This is a genomic window from Chloracidobacterium thermophilum B (assembly GCF_000226295.1).
In the GTDB taxonomy this organism is placed as follows: domain Bacteria; phylum Acidobacteriota; class Blastocatellia; order Chloracidobacteriales; family Chloracidobacteriaceae; genus Chloracidobacterium; species Chloracidobacterium thermophilum.
The window spans coordinates 1,354,590-1,371,257 of record NC_016024.1; the positions used below are offsets into that span (position 1 = coordinate 1,354,590).

The window sequence follows — 16,668 nt, forward strand, 5'->3', positions numbered from 1 at the left end:
TGACACTTGTCATGTGGAAGGCGGGAGGGTGGGGGGGATGGCCAGGGGCAAATAAATCGTGAAGGTTGTCCCCTGTCCAAGCGTGCTCTGGCAGGTGATGTCACCGTCGTGACCTTCGATAATGCGCCGGCAGATGCCGAGTCCCAGTCCGGTGCCCTCACTGCCTTTGGTCGTAAAAAATGGCTCCCAGATGCGTTGCAGGTTCTCAGGAGCAATGCCACAGCCGGTATCCGATACGGTGATTCTGGCACTTCCATCGGCTTCGTCAACCACTACGGTGAGTTCTCCAGGCTTTCCCTGCATGGCCTGGGCGCCATTGCGGAGCAGGTTCAGCAGGACCTGCATCAGCTTGTCCCGATTGAGTTTGACATAGGGATTTGCCGTGGTCTGGAGTTTGGTGCGGCACACCTTCACCAGCGGGTCATAGCGGGCAAAGTTGAGCGCCTCCTCCACAACCGGCACCAGTGGCTGCACGGTTCTTTCGTATTCCTTGCTGTCCGGCCGGGCAAAGTCCCGAATCTCGTTGACCATCGCCACCATGCGTTGCTGAGCATTGAGAATAAGTTGAATGAGTTGGCGGCGGCGCTGGTCTTCTGTGTCACTCATCAGAATTTCGGCCGCTGTCAGGGCCGAAAGCTGGTTTTTGAGTTCGTGGGCAATGCCGCTGGCAAACTGTCCGAGTGTGGCCAGTTTTTCCTGGTTGATGAGGCGTTCCTGGGTGGCGCGCAGTTCTTCGATGAGGTGCAGGTTGCCCAGGACAAACCCCGCCTGCTGGGTCAGAGCCAGGAAGTATTCCAGTTCCTCATCGCTGAACTGGGTATTGGCCAGCAGATTATCCACATAGCACACCCCCCACACGCGCTTGGTCGAGGCAATCGGCGCACACATCACGGAGTGAATGGCCTGCTGGACAACGCTCGACGTTGCTTCATAGCGGGTATCAGCCGAGGCATCAAAGCTCCGAATGGCGACATTCTGCTCAAAGGACTGCATCGCAATGGTGAGGCTCGGCTGAACATCCAACCCCCCTGACCGGCTTTGTACGGCGCGCTTTTCAAGCGTACCGGTAGCCGCGTCCCACAGCAGGACGACCCCCCGTTCCGCCGGCAGGGTTTCCATGGCGGCATCGAGCAGGCATTCAAGCAGGCTCTGGATGCTGCCGGCCGTCAGCATCTTGCGGCTGAACTCATTGAGCGCCTTGAGCCGGTTGAGCGTGAAATCCGTGATGTTTTCGGCGCTGTCCAGCAGCGCTGTGTTCAGAAAACGGGAGCGGGGGCTGGCAATGACGGTGGTCAGCCGGTCAGTCGTGCGTTGTTCTTCGTCAGTGTGGGTCAGACCATCACTGTCAGGTGAAATCGCCTGGATTTCAAAAAGAAAGGTGACAGGGTGGACATCCCCAAGCTGAAACCGATCGCCGGAGCGAAGAACACGGGTCGTAATCCGTTCGCCGTTGACGATCACGCCACCGGTGCTGTTGTTGTCACGGAGAATGAATTCCCCATTCTGGTAAATAATCTCGGCATGCCGCCGGGAGACATAGGAGTTGTTGATCTGGAGATCGTTGGTTCGCAGGCGGCCGATGCTGAAGACCGGACGGTTGATCCGCACCGTGCGCTGAAGCCCCTGACTGTCAAGGTAGCTCAGTGTGGCGTAACTGGTGATGGAAACGTCCGACATGGCGACCAAAAAACCGTCTGCTGCGCCGTCTCTGCAACAACAAGTCTGGTGGTTTTGAGTCTTCTCAAGACTGTACCAAAACTGTAACACAGGTCACGGATGGCTATCCATGCCCTTCACAGCCGAGCAGCCAGGCCGAAAGCGGCAGAGCAGCCGGGTCAGGATTCGGTCAGGGGCAGCCGGGCCTGGCGCCGCCGGCGCACCGGCGTTGCTTCCTCGGCTTCGGTCAGCGGTGCCGGCCGCCGCCGAATCGAGCGCAGGGCCTTGTGCAGCGAAAACCGGGGCCTGAAGCCGAAGGTCTCCCGAAACCGGCTGCCGTCTATGATGCAGGGAAACATCAGAAAGTCGTACTGCGGCGTCGGGAAGGGCAGCAGCCCAATGGCCCAGCCCAGCTTCATCAATGGCGCGGCCATCTGGTAGATGACTGGAACCGCAATGCCACCGGCTTCCCGGACGGCTACCGAGAGTGGAATCTCGCCCGGCCCTGTGACGTTGTACACTCCACCCCGTTTTTGCTCCAGAACGAGCAGGAGTGCCCGTACCATGTCGCGTTCATCAATGACCTGAATCATCGGATCATAGCCCAGTGGCACCGGCACCAGACCGAAGCGCAGATAGGTCGTGAGAAAGTTCTGGACGTGTGGCCCCACAATATGACACGGACGCAGCAGTGTGGTGGTTGTATCCCGGACCTGATACATCCACGACCGGCAATAGGTATCGAACTCAACCTTGTCGCCGATGTCAGCATACCGCTGAATGGCCTTGAGCGGATAATCTTCGGTCAAAAACGTGGGATTGGTTGGATCGGCGCCATAGACATCAGCACTGCTGAGCAGAATGACCTGGGGGACGCCCTGCCGTTCACAGCAGGCCAGAAGCCGCATTGTGGCAATGACGTTGACCGTGTGCCGGACGGTCATCGGCAGGCGGACATCGTTGGCGACGGCGAGGTGAATGACCGCGTCGAAACGCTCATTGCGAAACAGGTTTTCCAGGGCTTTCTTGCGGATGTCGAGCTGACGGTAGGTGATGTCACGGCGAATGGGCAGTTGGGGCGGCCGCCGTCCGATGCCGATAACCTCCCATTCAAGCGGGATGGATGAGGCGAGCTGTGTGGCCAGCCCGCCTGCAATCCCAGTGATCAACAGCCGCTTGCGGTTGGGCGCAGAGGCGTTTTTTGAGGCCATGGCGTGGGTTGCGAGGTTGCGTGCCCATTTGGGCAGCGACAGCAGCAAGGTCACGGGCGGATGGCTCCGGCCAAGGGGCCATCTCTCGTGTACAACACCTTACTCCGTCATTTTTTTGGCATTCTCGATGGCGTCCTCGATGGCACCGCACATGTAGAAGGCCTGCTCCGGCAGGTCGTCGTGCTTGCCTTCCAGAATGGCCTTGAAGCTCCGAATGGTGTCCGCCACCTTGACGTACTTGCCCTTGCGCCCGGTGAATTGCTCCGCCACGTGGAAGGGTTGCGAGAGAAACTTCTGGATTTTGCGGGCGCGTGCCACGGTCAGCTTGTCTTCTTCGGACAACTCATCAATGCCCAGAATGGCAATGATGTCCTGAAGTTCCTTGTAGCGTTGAAGCGTCCGCTTGACGCCTTCGGCGACTTCGTAGTGCTCCTGTCCGACAATCTGGGGATCGAGAATGCGGGAGGTCGAATCAAGCGGGTCCACGGCCGGGAAGATACCCAACTCGGCAATCTGACGGGAGAGCACCGTCTTGGCGTCGAGGTGGGCAAAGGTCGTGGCCGGGGCCGGGTCGGTCAGGTCATCGGCCGGAACGTAAATCGCCTGCACGGAAGTAATCGAGCCAGTCTTGGTTGAGGTAATCCGTTCCTGCATTTCACCCATTTCGGTGGCCAGTGTCGGCTGGTAGCCGACGGCCGAAGGCATCCGTCCGAGCAGGGCGGATACTTCCGAACCGGCCTGGGTGAAACGGAAGACGTTGTCCACAAAAAACAGCACATCCTGATTCATCTCGTCGCGGAAGTATTCGGCAACCGACAGCCCCGAAAGTGCCACCCGCGCCCGCGCGCCCGGCGGTTCGGTCATCTGTCCATAGACGAGGGCAATTTTGGACTCTTCGAGGTTGTCCATGCGGATGACGCCGCCTTCCTGCATTTCGACCCACAAGTCGTTGCCTTCGCGGGTCCGTTCGCCGACGCCGGCAAACACCGAGTAACCGCCGTGCCCCATCGCCACGTTGTTGATGAGTTCCATGATGGTCACGGTCTTGCCCACCCCCGCTCCACCGAAGAGGCCGATCTTGCCGCCCTTGAGAAAGGGCTGGATGAGGTCAATGACCTTGATGCCGGTTTCAAGCATTTCGGCTTCGGTGGACTGCTGCTCGAAAGATGGCGCCGGGCGATGGATGGGATAGCGTTTTTCACATTTGATGGGACCGAGTTCGTCCACCGGCTCGCCGAGGACGTTCATCACCCGTCCCAGCGTCCCCTTGCCGACCGGCACCGTGATTTGTGTGCCAAGGTCATAAACTTTCATCCCCCGCACCATGCCTTCAGTGGGCAGCATGGCCACGGTTCGTACCAGCCCGTCACCCATGTGCCGCTGGACTTCGACAACGACATCAATTGGCCGGGGAACATCAAAGCCCTCGCTGGTGACGCGCAGGGCCTGGTACATAGGTGGCAGATAACCGTCGCCAAACGCTACATCAACGACAGGTCCAATGACTTGAACGACTTTTCCCGTAATCGGGCTGCGAGCAGGTGCGCTCATGGTAGTGATGATTCCTCCACATCGGTCAGTCCCTGCCAACCAGGCTGACCGGATCGGTTTTCAAGATTTGTCCGGGACGCTATCACAGGCCGGATTCCCTTGACCACCACGGTCGGGTGGGTGGTTGGACCCGTCCTGTTCAACCGAAACAAGGGATTGCTGTGGGTTGCAATCTCTGACCACTTGACACAAGCTAACTCTGACGCCGGAACGTGTGTCTGATGGGTGTCAAAACGCCCGGCAGGGCCTGCCTCTGACCTCACCTGAGAGACCGGCAAAGACGAGCGCAGGGGGGATGTTTACCTTGGAGAACAACCACCTCTGTCATGACGGACCAGACTGTGACGACTGCCTTTGATCGCTCCCGTACTCCAACACGGGCGCCAGAAGCCGAACTCCATCATTGCTTTCAGCGTGGCCGCCAACTCCGGGAGCAGGGGGACTTTGAGGCGGCCCGGGACGCCTTTCGCCAGGCGATCCGATGCGATGCTGAGCATGGGCCTTCCTATCAGTGGTTGGGGGCTGTGTTGCGGGATATGGGGGAACTGCGTGAGGCCGTGCGGATGTGGCGCACGGCAGAGACTCTGGCACCCAATGATCCCCAGGCACTGCTCAATCTGGGTGTTGGTTTGTTCGAGTTGGGGCGGTTTTTCATTGCCAGTCGCACCGAAGAACCCCTTCAGTTGCTTCGCCGGGCGATTGCCAACGCGCCGAAACCCTACGGCAAAGCCTGGTTCAATCTGGGGAATGTTCTCTACGCCCACAAAGACTACGCGGCGGCTTCTGAGGCCTACCAGAGTGCACTGGCGGCTGAGCCGGGCCTGGGTGTGGCGTACCGCAATCTGGGCAATACCTGGCTGCGTCTGAATTGTCCGGCCGAGGCCTGTGCGGCCTATCGGCAGGCGTTGCAGTTGGGGGATACCCAGGTGGCCACGTACCATAACCTGGGACTGGCGGCCCTGCGTTCGGGCGACGGCAAAGCTGCCGAATCCGCATTTCACACCGCCGTCACCATGCGTCCCACTGATGGCGAGAGCTGGCTTGGCCTGGGAAACGCCCGCGCCGTGCAGGGAGACCTTCCGGGGGCGCAGTCGGCCTTCAATGAAGCCCGGGCCAGCCGTGGCGGACAGTACCCGGAAGCCACCCTCGACCTGGGCAAAGTCCTTCTGGCGATGGGGCAACCACAGGCGGCTGTCGAGGTGCTGGCGCGCGCCCTGGCCGTTTCCCCCCTGCCGGAACTGTATCGGCAACTGAGCCGGGCCTATGTCAAAGCCGGGCAGCTTTCTGAAGCGGCCCAAACGCTGCGCCAGTTCGTGGCAACCCCGGCGGGGAACACGGCGCAGGGCTACTATGAGCTGGGCCTGGTGCTGTCGCAGTGTGAGCCGCCTTATGTAGCTGAGCAGGCATTTCGGACAGCCCTTGAAAAAAGTGGCGGACACTACCCTGAAGCCTGGCACCGCTTGGGGCGCACGCTGATGCGGCAGAACAAACCCCGGCTGGCCATCGAGGCGTTTCAGTTCGCCATCGAGCAGCGCCCGGATTTCGCCGAGGCACTCAAAGACCTGGGACAGGCACTCTATCGGTCAAGCGATCTGCACGCGGCCGACGCGGCGCTCAATGCCGCCCTGCGCTTTGAACGGACGACCGGACAGCTCTATGGGCAGGATGTGTGGCAGGTCGAGCCTGAGCTGTATGCCGGTTTGCGTCAGGCGGCCTGCCTGTACGATTTGCCGTCCATTCCGTAAGCTTCACCGGGCCGTTACGGGTTCTGGAACACCCGCCACTCTGATGCTTATGTGAGTCATATATGCTGGATACGCTGTGTGTCGCTTTGAAGGGAACGCCGCGCGTCGTCGTTCAGGTACTCAAGGAAAAAGGTGCGCTTTCGGCGGCGCAGCTTGTGGCCGAGACCGGCCATCCCGAAAAGTCGGTCAAGCTGGCCCTGGGTGAACTCGAAAAGGCACGTCTGATCCGGCGGGAAGGGGAGACGTACGCCGTCGCCTGCCGGGAGACCATGGCGCCCATGAGCCGGGTGCCCTTCAACACCGACCTCGGACGCAAGGTGCACGCAACGGCCTGTGCCGAGTGCTGGAAAAAGTGGCAGGCCCAGCAACTCGTGCTCATGAATCACTTTGGTTTGAACCCGCTCGATCCCCAGGCGCAGAAATTCCTCTTCGGGGCGATGGAGTCGTTTTTCTTCGGCGACGGCACGCCGCCCATGATGATTGACACCACGCTGCAGGGGAAAATCAGTCACCTCGAATAGAGGCCAGCGCCGGAATGTGGGGAAACACGTAGGCTTTGAGCGCGGCCACCGTTGCCGCCACGGCGCCGGTTTCCGCCGCCCAGGTTGCCTGCGCGCGGCGTCCCAGGGCGGCCGCCTGCCCAGGGTCACGCAGAAGCGTCTCGAACGCTGTCTGGAGTTCCTGGCGGAGACCGTCCGGTGATGTCAACGGCAGTTGCCACACGGCATCGGCTGCGCGAAAGCGGGTGAGAATGGCACGGAAGTTTTCCGTATGCGGCCCCGTCACAATGGGGCGTCCTTCTGCCGCCGGTTCCAGAATGTTGTGACCACCGCGTGGCACGAGGCTTCCGCCGACAAAGGCCACATCCGCCCAGCGGTAGGCCGCCGCCAGTTCGCCCACCGTATCGAGCAGGATGACTTCCGCCCGGACATCCTCCGGCCGTGGTTGAGACCGCCGCGCCACCGTCCAGTCGAAACGCTCCAGATGGCGGGCGACTTCCGCGAAACGTTCGGGATGTCGTGGAGCGAGCAGCAGCCGGCAGCCAGGGCGGTCAAGGCCGGCCCGCAGCCGGGCAAACGCTTCAACCAGGATGGGTTCCTCACCTTCGACGGTACTGCCGGCCACGATGCACGGCCGCCCGTCCCCCAGGTGGTACTGCTGTTGCAGGGCAGCAGCAATGCGGTCCCGCCGCGCCCGTTCGTCGGCATCCGGGGGTGCATATTTGAGATTGCCGGTCGTCAACACGCGCTCCGGTGGCGCACCAAGCTGGCGAATGCGTTCGGCATCGGTATCGGATTGCATCAGGCAGAGCCGAAAGTAGCCCAGCAGGTCGCCCATCATCCGGCCCAGCCAGCGGTAGCGGGCAAAGGAGCGGTCGGAGAGCCGGCCATTGGCAAGCACTACAGGCACCTGATGCCGCACACAGGTACGCAAAAAGTTGGGCCAGATTTCCGTTTCGAGAATGATGACCAGCACCGGTTGGAGGCTGGTCACGGCCCGTTCCGTCAGCCACGGAATGTCAAGCGGAAAGTAAAAGTGTGCATCCATCCAGGCGAGTTGTTCCCGGGCGCGCGCCTGTCCGGTGTCCGTGGTTGTCGAAATGACAAAACTGGCGTGTGGGAAGTGTTCCCGCAGGGCGCACGCCAGCGGTTGCCCGGCCAGGACTTCGCCGACGGAAACACTGTGCAGCCAGATGCGAGGGGCAGCGTGGGAAAGTGGGCAGTAGGTAAACCGCTCGTGCAGACGGAGCGGGCGCTGCCGCCGACGTAGCCCGTAATAGCCCAGCCACAGCGGCGCGCCGGCGATCAAAGCCGTATTGTAGAGCCAGAAGGGAAACCGGGAAAACACGCCGGCAACCTGAGCCGGGCAGCGGATGGCGCGTCAGAAGCTGCCACAGGTGGGAACCTACTTGGCGCGTTCAATGTACTTGCCTTCGGTTGTATCCACCCGGATGACATCCCCTTCCTTGATGAAGCCCGGAACACTGATTTGCAGGCCCGTTTCGAGCTTGGCCGGTTTGCTGGAGCCGGTCACTGTAGCACCTTTCAGCTCCGGTTCGGTTTCGACCACCGTCAGCTCGACCACTGCCGGAAGCTGGATCGCCACCGGCTGCCCATTGTACACCTCAACCTGAATGGTTGTGTCCGGTTTCAGGTAGCTCAGCGTGTCGCCCAGGATTTCTTCGTCGAGACCAATTTGCTCGTAGGTCGAAACATCCATGAAGTAGTGGGTTGCGCCTTCCTGGTACAGGTACTGCATTTCGTGTTGCTCAAGGGTGGCGCGCTCCACATCTTCGGTAGCGCTGAAACGATGCTCAAAGGTGGTGCCGGTAATGAGGTTCTTGAGCTTCGTCTGCACCATCGCCCGCAGGTTGCCGGGGGTATGGTGACGGTATTCGAGGACGCGATGGGGTTGTTTGTCAAACAGGATGATCATGCCGCGCCGAATCTGATTGGCTCTCATGGTGGCTTAAAGAGGCTCCTTGCTCAGTGAGGGTCAGGCTATCAGGCGATACCGCTTGGCTCAGCCGCCGGAGTCCGGGACAACCGGCCGTCAGCAAAAGGCGGCAGGCTACCGAACGTTCAGCCGCCTGGTCAAGCTGCCGTGTCAGGCTTGTCCGGCAGTGCGATGCGCTGGTTGGTAGGGAATGCCATAGGCCCGCAGTTTTTCATAGAGATTTTTGCGGCTGATGCCCAGGATACGGGCGGCTTCGGCCTTACGCCAACCGACCTGCTGGAGAACTTCCCGGATGTAGGTGGCTTCCAGTTCCGCCAGTGTCGGCTTGCGCATCCGGTGCTGCATGAGCGCTGCTGCCGAGGTCATCCGCTGAGGCAGATGCTCCCGGCGAATGACACCTGGTGCAGCCGTCACGAGCGCATGTTCCATGGCATGGCGCAACTCCCGGACGTTGCCCGGAAAGTCGTAACCTTCAAGAAAGCTCAGGGTTTCAGCCGCCAGCGGCGGCGGCGGCCATCCGTGGCGGTGGGCAGCCTGGGTCAGAAAGTGCCGGGCCAGAGCCGGGATGTCGGCTGGTCGGTCGCGCAATGCCGGAACAGCCAGACTGATGACGTTCAGGCGGTGAAACAAATCCGCCCGAAAGGCCTGGCGTGCAACGGCCGCCGTCAGGTCAGTGTTGGTCACAGCAATGAGGCGTACATCGAGCGTGAGGGCGCGGCTTCCGCCCAGGCGCAGGACACTCCGTTCTTCGATGACGCGCAGCAGCTTGGCCTGGGCCGCCGGCGACAATGCGGCGACCTCGTCGAGGACGAGCGTTCCGTGCTGGGCCGCCTCGAACCGTCCGGGCTTGGCCGCGACCGCACCGGTGAAAGCCCCCCGCTCGAACCCGAACAGTTCCGCTTCGAGCAGGGCTTCCGGCAGGGAGCCACAGTCAATGACGACAAAGGGCCCGTTGGCCCGGCGGCTCTGCTCGTGCAGCCAGCGGGCCAGCAGGCTTTTGCCCGTCCCGCTCTCGCCGGTGATGACCACGGTGGCCTCGGTCGGCGCGACCCGCGCCGCGTCTTTGAGAAGCGTGAGCAGCGCCGTCGAGTTTCCGATGAACAGTTCCTCACTCACCATTGGTCGTCGGCAGCCGGTTGGTCAGCCGCGCAGGCTGATGCCCAACGCCTTGATGCGGCGGTACAGGTAGCTACGGTCAATGCCCAGAGCCTCGGCTGCCTGGGTCACGTTGCCGTCGCATTCGGCCAGCTTGCGGCGGACAAGTTCGCGCTCAAAAGCTTCGCTGCCCTCGCGCAGCGACCCGAACTGAAAACTGGCCCAGACCGAGTTGGGGGCCGGGTCAAGCGGAATCTGCTCCGCTGTCACTGGCGACGTGGTTTCCGTAATCACCAGCCGTTCGATGAGGTTGCGCAGTTCGCGCACGTTGCCGGGCCAGTCGTGCCGGCGCAGCTTTTCGTAGGCATCTTCGGTCAGGGTGATAGGCGGGCGCTGGTAGTGCTGGCTGAACTGGCGGACGAAGTGTTCGACCAGCGCTGGGATGTCCTCCAGATGCTCCCGCAGTGGCGGCAGTTGAAACGGGATGACATTGAGCCGGTAAAACAAATCCGGCCGGAACTGCCCCTGTTCAATGGCCTCGTCCAGCCGTTTGTTCGTGGCCGCAATGACGCGCACATCCACCCGCCGCGCGCTCTGGCTTCCGACGGGTTCAATAAGACCGCTTTCGAGCGCCCGCAGAAGCTTGGCCTGCATGCGCAGGCTCATGTCGCCCACTTCATCGAGAAACAGCGTGCCACCGTCAGCCTGTTCAAACTTGCCCCGCCGCGATTCCGTCGCCCCGGTAAAGGCACCTTTGACGTGTCCGAACAGCTCCGACTCGATGAGGTCTTCGGGGACGGCCGCGCAGTTGACGGCCACAAATGGTTGGTCGGCGCGCTTTGAGGCGGCATGTAACGCCAGGGCCACGAGTTCCTTGCCAGTGCCGGATTCGCCGTAGATGAGCACCCGCCCGTCGGTCGGCCCGGTGAGGGCAATCTGCTGGCGCAGGGCGCGCATCGGAACGCTCTGCCCCACGACCAGGTCGCTTCCGTCCGGTGCTGGCGCCGGACGGTGCATCTGGATTGCGTGGCGCACAGCTTGCAACGTCCGTTCGATGTTGAGCGGTTTTTCAATGAAATCGCTGGCGCCCAGCCGAATCGCGCGCACGGCCGTGTCAATCGTGCCATGCCCGGAAATCATGACGACGGGAATGTGTGGGTACTGCCGCCGGATGTGTTCCAGTGTCGCCATGCCGTCAAGCTGGCTGTTGGGCATGTAAATGTCGAGCAGAATGCAGTTGACGGGCGTCGTGGCCAGCCGCCGCAGGGCGGCGTCTCCGCTTTCGGCTTTTTCGACCACGAAGCCCTCGTCTTCGAGAACACCCCGCAGGGATTCCCGAATACCGCGTTCGTCATCCACAATCAAAACCGTTTCTGCCATGGTGGTACGGACCTGGTACGGCAGGACTGATGACTATCCAGGCGTCATCGGAACAACGATACCAGAGAAAGACGCTGGAAGACGCCGATGCATGTCGTTTTGGTCGAACCGGAAATCCATGTCAACACCGGGAACGTGGCGCGCACCTGTGTCTGTACCGGGACGCGCCTGCACCTGGTTCACCCGCTGGGTTTTTCGATTGACGCGCGGGCGGTGCGCCGGGCCGGGCTGGATTACTGGCACCAGCTTGACCTTCACGAGTGGCGTGATTTTCCGACGCTGCGCCAGGCATATCCGTCCGGCAGGTTTATTTTCGTTGAGACGGTCGGGCAATGCCGCTACGACGAAATCACCTACCGGCCGGATGATTTTCTCGTCTTCGGACGTGAAACCAGAGGGCTGCCGCCGGAACTGCTTGCCGGGGAGTGTGTTGTCCGCATCCCGATGGCGACGGATGTGCGTTCACTCAACCTCTCGAACTGCGTGGCGCTCGTGCTGTATGAGGCCCTGCGGCAGTGCGGCTTTCCCGGCTTGCGCTAGGGGCCGGCATGTACCAGGGGGCGGCGTTGAGGCGCGTCCGGGCTGCCTGCGGGCCCCAGATAAGGACCAGCCAGCCACCGGGCAACTGGCGGCTGGCTGGTTCCTGGGTCGGGTTCTGGCGTGTCGTGTGGGCAGCTCAGTTTTCGCTGACTTTGCGGGCCGAGGAAGGGGACATGTGCGCCGGAAGGGCGACGGCCTGACCTTCCGGCGGCCTGTTCTCAGGGTTGGCGTGTTCGGTTTCTCCACCGGAAGTCAGTACCAGTGCGCCCTGGGGTTCTTTGGAGAAGATCAGCTTTTTGTTTTCCGGGTCATAGTCCACGTGGAGCAGGTCGCCGGTGCTGACCTGTTGTGTGGCGACCAGGCTGGCAATGGGGTTGACCAGAAACCGCTCGATGGCGCGCTTGAGATGCCGCGCCCCGTATTTCAGGTCAATTCCTTCGTCGAGCAGGAAGCGCTTGGTTTCCGGGGAACAGCGGATGACGAATTTTTCCGCCGCCGTCTGGGTGATCCGTTCCTGGACGGCGCGCAATTCGAGTTCGAGAATCCGCTCCAGGTGATGGTCCTTGAGGCTGCGAAACACCACCACCTTGTCAATCCGGTTCATAAACTCCGGCGAAAACTTGCGCCGCGCCGCTTCGGTCGCCGTGCGGTAGATTTTCTGGTCCAGGTCGTCGCGCTGCGTTTCCGGGCGTACGGGAGCAAAGCCAATGCTGCCGGTGATGAGTTCCGACATTTCCTTGGCGCCCAGATTGCTTGTCATCACAATCATGCACTTTGAGAAATCCACCCGCCGGTTGTCGCCCAGGGTGAGCGTCGCCTTGTCCAGAATGCCCAGCAGCAGTTGCCACAAGGCGTCCGAGGCTTTCTCGATTTCGTCAAACAGGACGAAGGTCAGCTTGTCCTGTTCGGTGTGGTACTTGTCGAGGTTTTCCTGGGTCAGCAGCGGCGGCGTCTCACGGTGGCCGAGGTAGCCGGGGGGCGAGCCGATGAGCTTGGCGACTTCGTGACTGTGTTGAAACTCGGCGCAGTCAATTTTGACGACGGCATAGGGGTCACCAAACAGGGCTTCGGCTGCCGCCTCAACGACGCGGGTTTTGCCCGAACCCGTTGGTCCGAGAAACAGCATCGTCCCAAGGGGACGGCCGGGATGCGCCAGCCCGGCCAGATAAATCTGGTAGAGGTTGGCAATGCGGCGGACAGCGCGTTCCTGCCCGACGATGCGCGCCATGAGTTTTTCTTCAAACTCGCGGGCGCGGGGACTTTTCAAATCCGGGTTGAGCAACGTCCGCTGTGGCGTGGCTTCACCGGGCGCAGCAGCAGTGGTCATCGAGTGTGTCTCTCCTTGAACGCCATCGTCGTCAAAAGGACCGGGAAAGCGTTGCGGCCAATCGGGGGAAGTGCTTCGGATAGTAAGCGAACGCCGGTTTTTTTGGCAATCCGGTGCTTTTCGCCCGACTTGGTGGCATCGCTTCAGATACGCAGTCCAATAGCGGTGACATCATCCCACAAGTGGAACCGGTTTTTCGGGAAGCCACCGCACATCTCCGTATCAGCCAAATATACTCACGGAAGAATGGCGAACTTGATGCAATCGCCATGCTGGAGCTGATCCAGGGCCTCACCCAGCCGTTCGAGCGGGTAGTCGGCCGTGATGAGCTGTCCCCAGTCCACGCGCCGTTCGAGAAGCAGCTCGCGCGCCTGCCGGACGGCGCGGGGCGTCATGTGAAAGGGGCTGCGCAGCGTGATTTCGTCGTAGTGGATGCGCTCGGTGTCGAACGTGACAGTGGTGCCGCGCTTGCAGCCGCCAAAGAAAATCACCGTTCCACCCCGGCGCGCCAGGTGCACGGCAAGTTCCCAGATGTGGGGCTGGCCCGTGCACTCGATGACGAGATCGGCCCCGCGTCCACCGGTGAGTTCACGAATCTGCACAGGCAGGGTTTCGTTCGTAAAGTCCACTGTTTGGGCCGCCCCAATGGCACGGGCAACACGCTGCCGGTACGCCCGCCGTCCCGCCACAATGATATTTTCCACGCCGCGCGCTTTCAGTGCCGCGACGTGCAGCAGGGCAATGGCACCGTTGCCAAGCACCAGAACGGTGTCGTCTTCCCTGACCGTCACCCCTTCCAGCCCATGCACGACACAGGCCAGGGGTTCCATAAGTGCGGCTTCCCGGTAAGGCAGATTCTCCGGCTTGAGATACATGTTCTGCCGCACGATGCGTTCCGGGATGCGGATGTATTCCGCATAGGCCCCCAGCACCATGGTGGACATGATGGTGTCGCAGAGGTTTTCCTGGCCGTGCTGGCAGTAGTAGCACGCGCCGCACGGAGCCGAATGGGTGGACATCACCGCATCACCTTCCTTGAAGCGCGTAACACCTTGGCCCACCTTGGCGATGACCCCGGCAAACTCGTGGCCAAAAAGGGTTGGGGTTGGAAACTTCGGATGACCGCGCAGAAAGGCTTTGAGGTCCGTCCCACAGGTAAGCGCCGTCATCACCTGGACGACGACACCACCCGGTTCAGGGTCAGGAACAGGCAGGTGTTGCATTTCAATCGTGCCCGGTTCCAGAAGCACGTTGGCGCGCATGAGCGCTGGCATCAGCGGTGTGTGGTTCGGCAGGGGCATTGGGAATCACTCGACGTCGGCTGTAAAAATGGCAAGCATCGCGTGGGCATTGTGTGTGGTCATTCCCAGGCGGGCAAGTCATCGCCACAGCAGCCGTAGCATAAGCTGCCGTGACCATGCTAGCGTCCGAAGCGCCCAATGTATTGTCTGAACGTACTTTGGCGACTGGCACTACCGGTTGGCGGGAAGGTTTCGTCCCGGATAGTCCAGGCCGCATAGCTGGAGTTGGCATGTCCACATCACCAAAACGTCGCTCACGACGAGCGACTTGCATCACGCCAGAGCCGCTTTACCGGTTGGGGACGGCTTTCTGGAGCAGCGGCGTTCTGTTTGCCGCCCATCGGCTGTCGGTTTTTGATGTCTTGGAAGCGCGCCCGCAAAGCGGGTCTGACTTGGCCAGAGCCTGTGGGTTGACACCAGCCGGGGCGGAAAAACTGCTGGCGGCCTGTGCCAGCTTGGGACTGGTCATCGAGGATGAGTCTGGGCAGTATCGGAACAGCCCCCTGGCAACGACGTTTCTCGTGCGCGGCAAGCCAGCCTATCAGGGACACCTGTTGGCTTACTTTGCCGACTTGTGGGCCCGGTTTGGGGAACTTGAGCATCTGCTCCGCACCGGTGAAATCGGCCCGCGTGAAATGGCTTTCGATTTGGTGCGTCCGAATGATGAACGCCAGGCGGCTGAGCGGGCCTGGGTGCTGGCTATGCACGAGATTGCCTTGGGCGGACAGGCCGAGGCGCTGTGCCGGGCGGTGGACTTGAGCGGCTACACCCGTCTGCTTGATGTCAGCGGTGGGGCTGGTTCGTACGCACTCCGCTTTGCCGAGCAGTATCCGGGACTGACAGCCGAGGTGTTTGACTTGCCGGAGGTCGTCGCCATTGCTGACGAACTGATTCAGCAGTCGGCTGTTCGCGACCGGGTTCGCGTCCGGTCCGGGGATTTCGTCAATGCCGATTATGGCTATGGCTACGATGTCGTGTTGTTGTCCGGTGTTCTGCACGGGCTTGGGGAGCGGCATATCCTGCGGGTACTAAAGAAAAGCTACGCCGCCCTCAATCCAGGTGGATGCGTAATCGTCCAGGAAATGACGCCCGATGCACCCTCTCCCGCCGCCGCCCAGTTTGCCGCACTCTTCAGTCTCAACATGATGTCAGGGGCGACCTATTCGGCTGAACAACTCGCCCTGTGGCTCAACCAGTCTGGTTTCCTGCGGATTACAGTGACGCCGCTGGAGCAGGCCTGCTGGTTTGACCACGTAATTTCAGGACATAAACCCTAGTTTCTCGTCCTGAACCTTCTCGGAGCATCTGGGAGAGCATAAACAATGCCACCACGTAGGAAAAAAACGCGCGTCATTTTTCTTTATCTCAAGATTTTTATTCCGGCCATTGTTGTTACCATTGTGGCTGCAGTTGGCTATACGGTGTATGCTGTCAACGCCATTACTAAATCCAACCGCACGCTGCTTTCGATTAAGGACTTTCCAAAAAAACTACCGGACAACTGGGGGAAAGTGGTCAGCTTTACCTGGAAGGAGGTTCAGATTTCCGGCACCAGTGGAACCCTCAATGGGTGGGTTTTTATCCGTGGTGCCGGACTACCCGGAATCGTCATCACCCATGGGTTGGGAAGTTCACGGGCTGACATGATGGATCTGGGCTATCGGCTCTGGGAGCGGGGGTACAACGTGCTTGTCTATGACCTCCGGGCACATGGTGAGAGCACAAATCTTGTGACAACTCTTGGGGCGTCTGAAAAGAAAGATTTGGCAGCCGCTGTGGAATTCTTCAAAACCTTCAAGGTTCCATCTCCAAAGGGCGGGGTAGTACCTTTGATTGATCCCAATAGGATTGGGCTTTATGGAGTCAATGTCGGGGCTTATGCATCGCTGATGGTGGGTGGTGAGAATGACTCGGTCAAGGCTGTTGTGGCCGATATGCCTTATAATTCCGTGCGCGAGTTTGCACACCTCCGCGCCCGTGATCTGCTCGGTCTTGACAACTTCATCACGAATGGCCTGCTCGACATTGGATTGCAGATCAATCAGGGGGGGATTTATGACACTGGTTCTGTTCGCAGTCAGGCTGCCAACTATCAGAGCAAAGGCAAGAGCGTGGCAGTCTTAATCGCCGGCAGTCAGCCTAAAGTCTTCCAACAGGCTGCACAAGAAGTGGTATTGGCGCTTGGCCCCTCTGTTTGTGAACAAATTGACATTCCGAGGTCACGCAACATTCCTCTGGCCGGCAAGGATGCTGACCTTTACAACGAGCGGGTGTGCAGCTTTTTTGCCCAGCGTGGGTTTCCGGTGATCCCGCTCCCGGATGCTGCTCCGTCACCGGCTCCAGCCCCGCCGGTCGCGCCTCCGGCAGCCGGCAAGGAAGTGGACGGCAAGGGAACTGGTCAGTAA

General features: G+C 60.7%; 14 protein-coding genes. 5 read left to right on the forward strand and 9 right to left on the reverse strand.

What is annotated here, in order from left to right; all coding sequences use genetic code 11:
• Positions 1 to 9: 9 nt before the first annotated feature.
• The 3 genes from CABTHER_RS05640 to atpD all read right to left on the reverse strand — a co-directional run bounded on the left by CABTHER_RS05640 (position 10) and on the right by atpD (position 4,418).
• The gene (locus tag CABTHER_RS05640) at positions 10 to 1,677 is read right to left on the reverse strand and encodes a sensor histidine kinase (RefSeq protein WP_014099638.1); all 1,668 of its coding nucleotides are present in this window, start codon (positions 1,675 to 1,677) and stop codon (positions 10 to 12) included.
• Between the two features lie 158 nt (positions 1,678 to 1,835).
• Complete coding sequence (locus CABTHER_RS05645; RefSeq protein WP_014099639.1) at positions 1,836 to 2,921, reverse strand: NAD-dependent epimerase/dehydratase family protein; 1,086 nt, start codon at positions 2,919 to 2,921, stop codon at positions 1,836 to 1,838.
• A 45-nt stretch (positions 2,922 to 2,966) separates the two neighbouring features.
• Positions 2,967 to 4,418, reverse strand: coding sequence for a F0F1 ATP synthase subunit beta (gene atpD, locus CABTHER_RS05650; protein ID WP_041569105.1), 1,452 nt, complete (start codon positions 4,416 to 4,418; stop codon positions 2,967 to 2,969).
• 326 nt (positions 4,419 to 4,744) lie between these two features.
• On the opposite strand from atpD, the gene CABTHER_RS05655 reads away from it, so the two are divergent.
• Both CABTHER_RS05655 and CABTHER_RS15645 read left to right on the forward strand, forming a co-directional pair.
• A complete protein-coding gene (locus CABTHER_RS05655) occupies positions 4,745 to 6,163 on the forward strand; it encodes a tetratricopeptide repeat protein (protein ID WP_014099641.1) in 1,419 nt (472 codons plus the stop codon).
• A 62-nt stretch (positions 6,164 to 6,225) separates the two neighbouring features.
• On the forward strand, positions 6,226 to 6,684 hold the full coding sequence (locus tag CABTHER_RS15645) for a Fe(2+)-trafficking protein (RefSeq protein ID WP_014099642.1): 459 nt from the start codon (positions 6,226 to 6,228) through the stop codon (positions 6,682 to 6,684).
• On the opposite strand, the gene CABTHER_RS05665 is transcribed toward CABTHER_RS15645, so the two are convergent.
• The 4 genes from CABTHER_RS05665 to CABTHER_RS05680 form a co-directional block, all read right to left on the reverse strand.
• Positions 6,668 to 8,011 (reverse strand): 3-deoxy-D-manno-octulosonic acid transferase, encoded by a 1,344-nt coding sequence (locus CABTHER_RS05665; protein ID WP_014099643.1) that lies wholly within the window; start codon positions 8,009 to 8,011, stop codon positions 6,668 to 6,670. The genes CABTHER_RS15645 and CABTHER_RS05665 overlap by 17 nt on opposite strands.
• Positions 8,012 to 8,068: 57 nt before the next feature.
• Entirely contained in the window at positions 8,069 to 8,626 is a 558-nt protein-coding gene (efp, locus tag CABTHER_RS05670; protein WP_014099644.1) for an elongation factor P, read from the reverse strand.
• Positions 8,627 to 8,770: 144 nt separating this feature from the next.
• Positions 8,771 to 9,739 carry a sigma-54 interaction domain-containing protein gene (locus tag CABTHER_RS05675; RefSeq protein ID WP_014099645.1) on the reverse strand — a complete coding sequence of 323 codons (969 nt, stop codon included), beginning with the start codon at positions 9,737 to 9,739 and terminating at the stop codon, positions 8,771 to 8,773.
• Positions 9,740 to 9,760: 21 nt separating this feature from the next.
• On the reverse strand, positions 9,761 to 11,095 hold the full coding sequence (locus CABTHER_RS05680) for a sigma-54-dependent transcriptional regulator (RefSeq protein WP_014099646.1): 1,335 nt from the start codon (positions 11,093 to 11,095) through the stop codon (positions 9,761 to 9,763).
• Positions 11,096 to 11,182: 87 nt separating this feature from the next.
• Between CABTHER_RS05680 and CABTHER_RS05685 the strand changes: the two genes are divergently transcribed.
• Positions 11,183 to 11,635 (forward strand): tRNA (cytidine(34)-2'-O)-methyltransferase, encoded by a 453-nt coding sequence (locus CABTHER_RS05685; protein ID WP_014099647.1) that lies wholly within the window; start codon positions 11,183 to 11,185, stop codon positions 11,633 to 11,635.
• 136 nt (positions 11,636 to 11,771) lie between these two features.
• Here CABTHER_RS05685 and CABTHER_RS05690 read toward each other — a convergent pair whose 3' ends face one another.
• Positions 11,772 to 12,962, reverse strand: coding sequence for an AAA family ATPase (locus CABTHER_RS05690; RefSeq protein WP_014099648.1), 1,191 nt, complete (start codon positions 12,960 to 12,962; stop codon positions 11,772 to 11,774).
• 236 nt (positions 12,963 to 13,198) lie between these two features.
• Entirely contained in the window at positions 13,199 to 14,263 is a 1,065-nt protein-coding gene (locus CABTHER_RS05695) for a zinc-dependent alcohol dehydrogenase (RefSeq protein ID WP_014099649.1), read from the reverse strand.
• Between the two features lie 230 nt (positions 14,264 to 14,493).
• Here CABTHER_RS05695 and CABTHER_RS05700 point away from each other — a divergent pair, with 230 nt between their 5' ends.
• Together CABTHER_RS05700 and CABTHER_RS05705 are read left to right on the forward strand one after the other, a co-directional pair.
• The gene (locus CABTHER_RS05700) at positions 14,494 to 15,540 is read left to right on the forward strand and encodes a methyltransferase (protein WP_187288338.1); all 1,047 of its coding nucleotides are present in this window, start codon (positions 14,494 to 14,496) and stop codon (positions 15,538 to 15,540) included.
• A gap of 45 nt (positions 15,541 to 15,585) precedes the next feature.
• Positions 15,586 to 16,668: an alpha/beta hydrolase gene (locus CABTHER_RS05705; protein WP_014099651.1), complete on the forward strand. Its 1,083-nt coding sequence runs from the start codon at positions 15,586 to 15,588 to the stop codon at positions 16,666 to 16,668.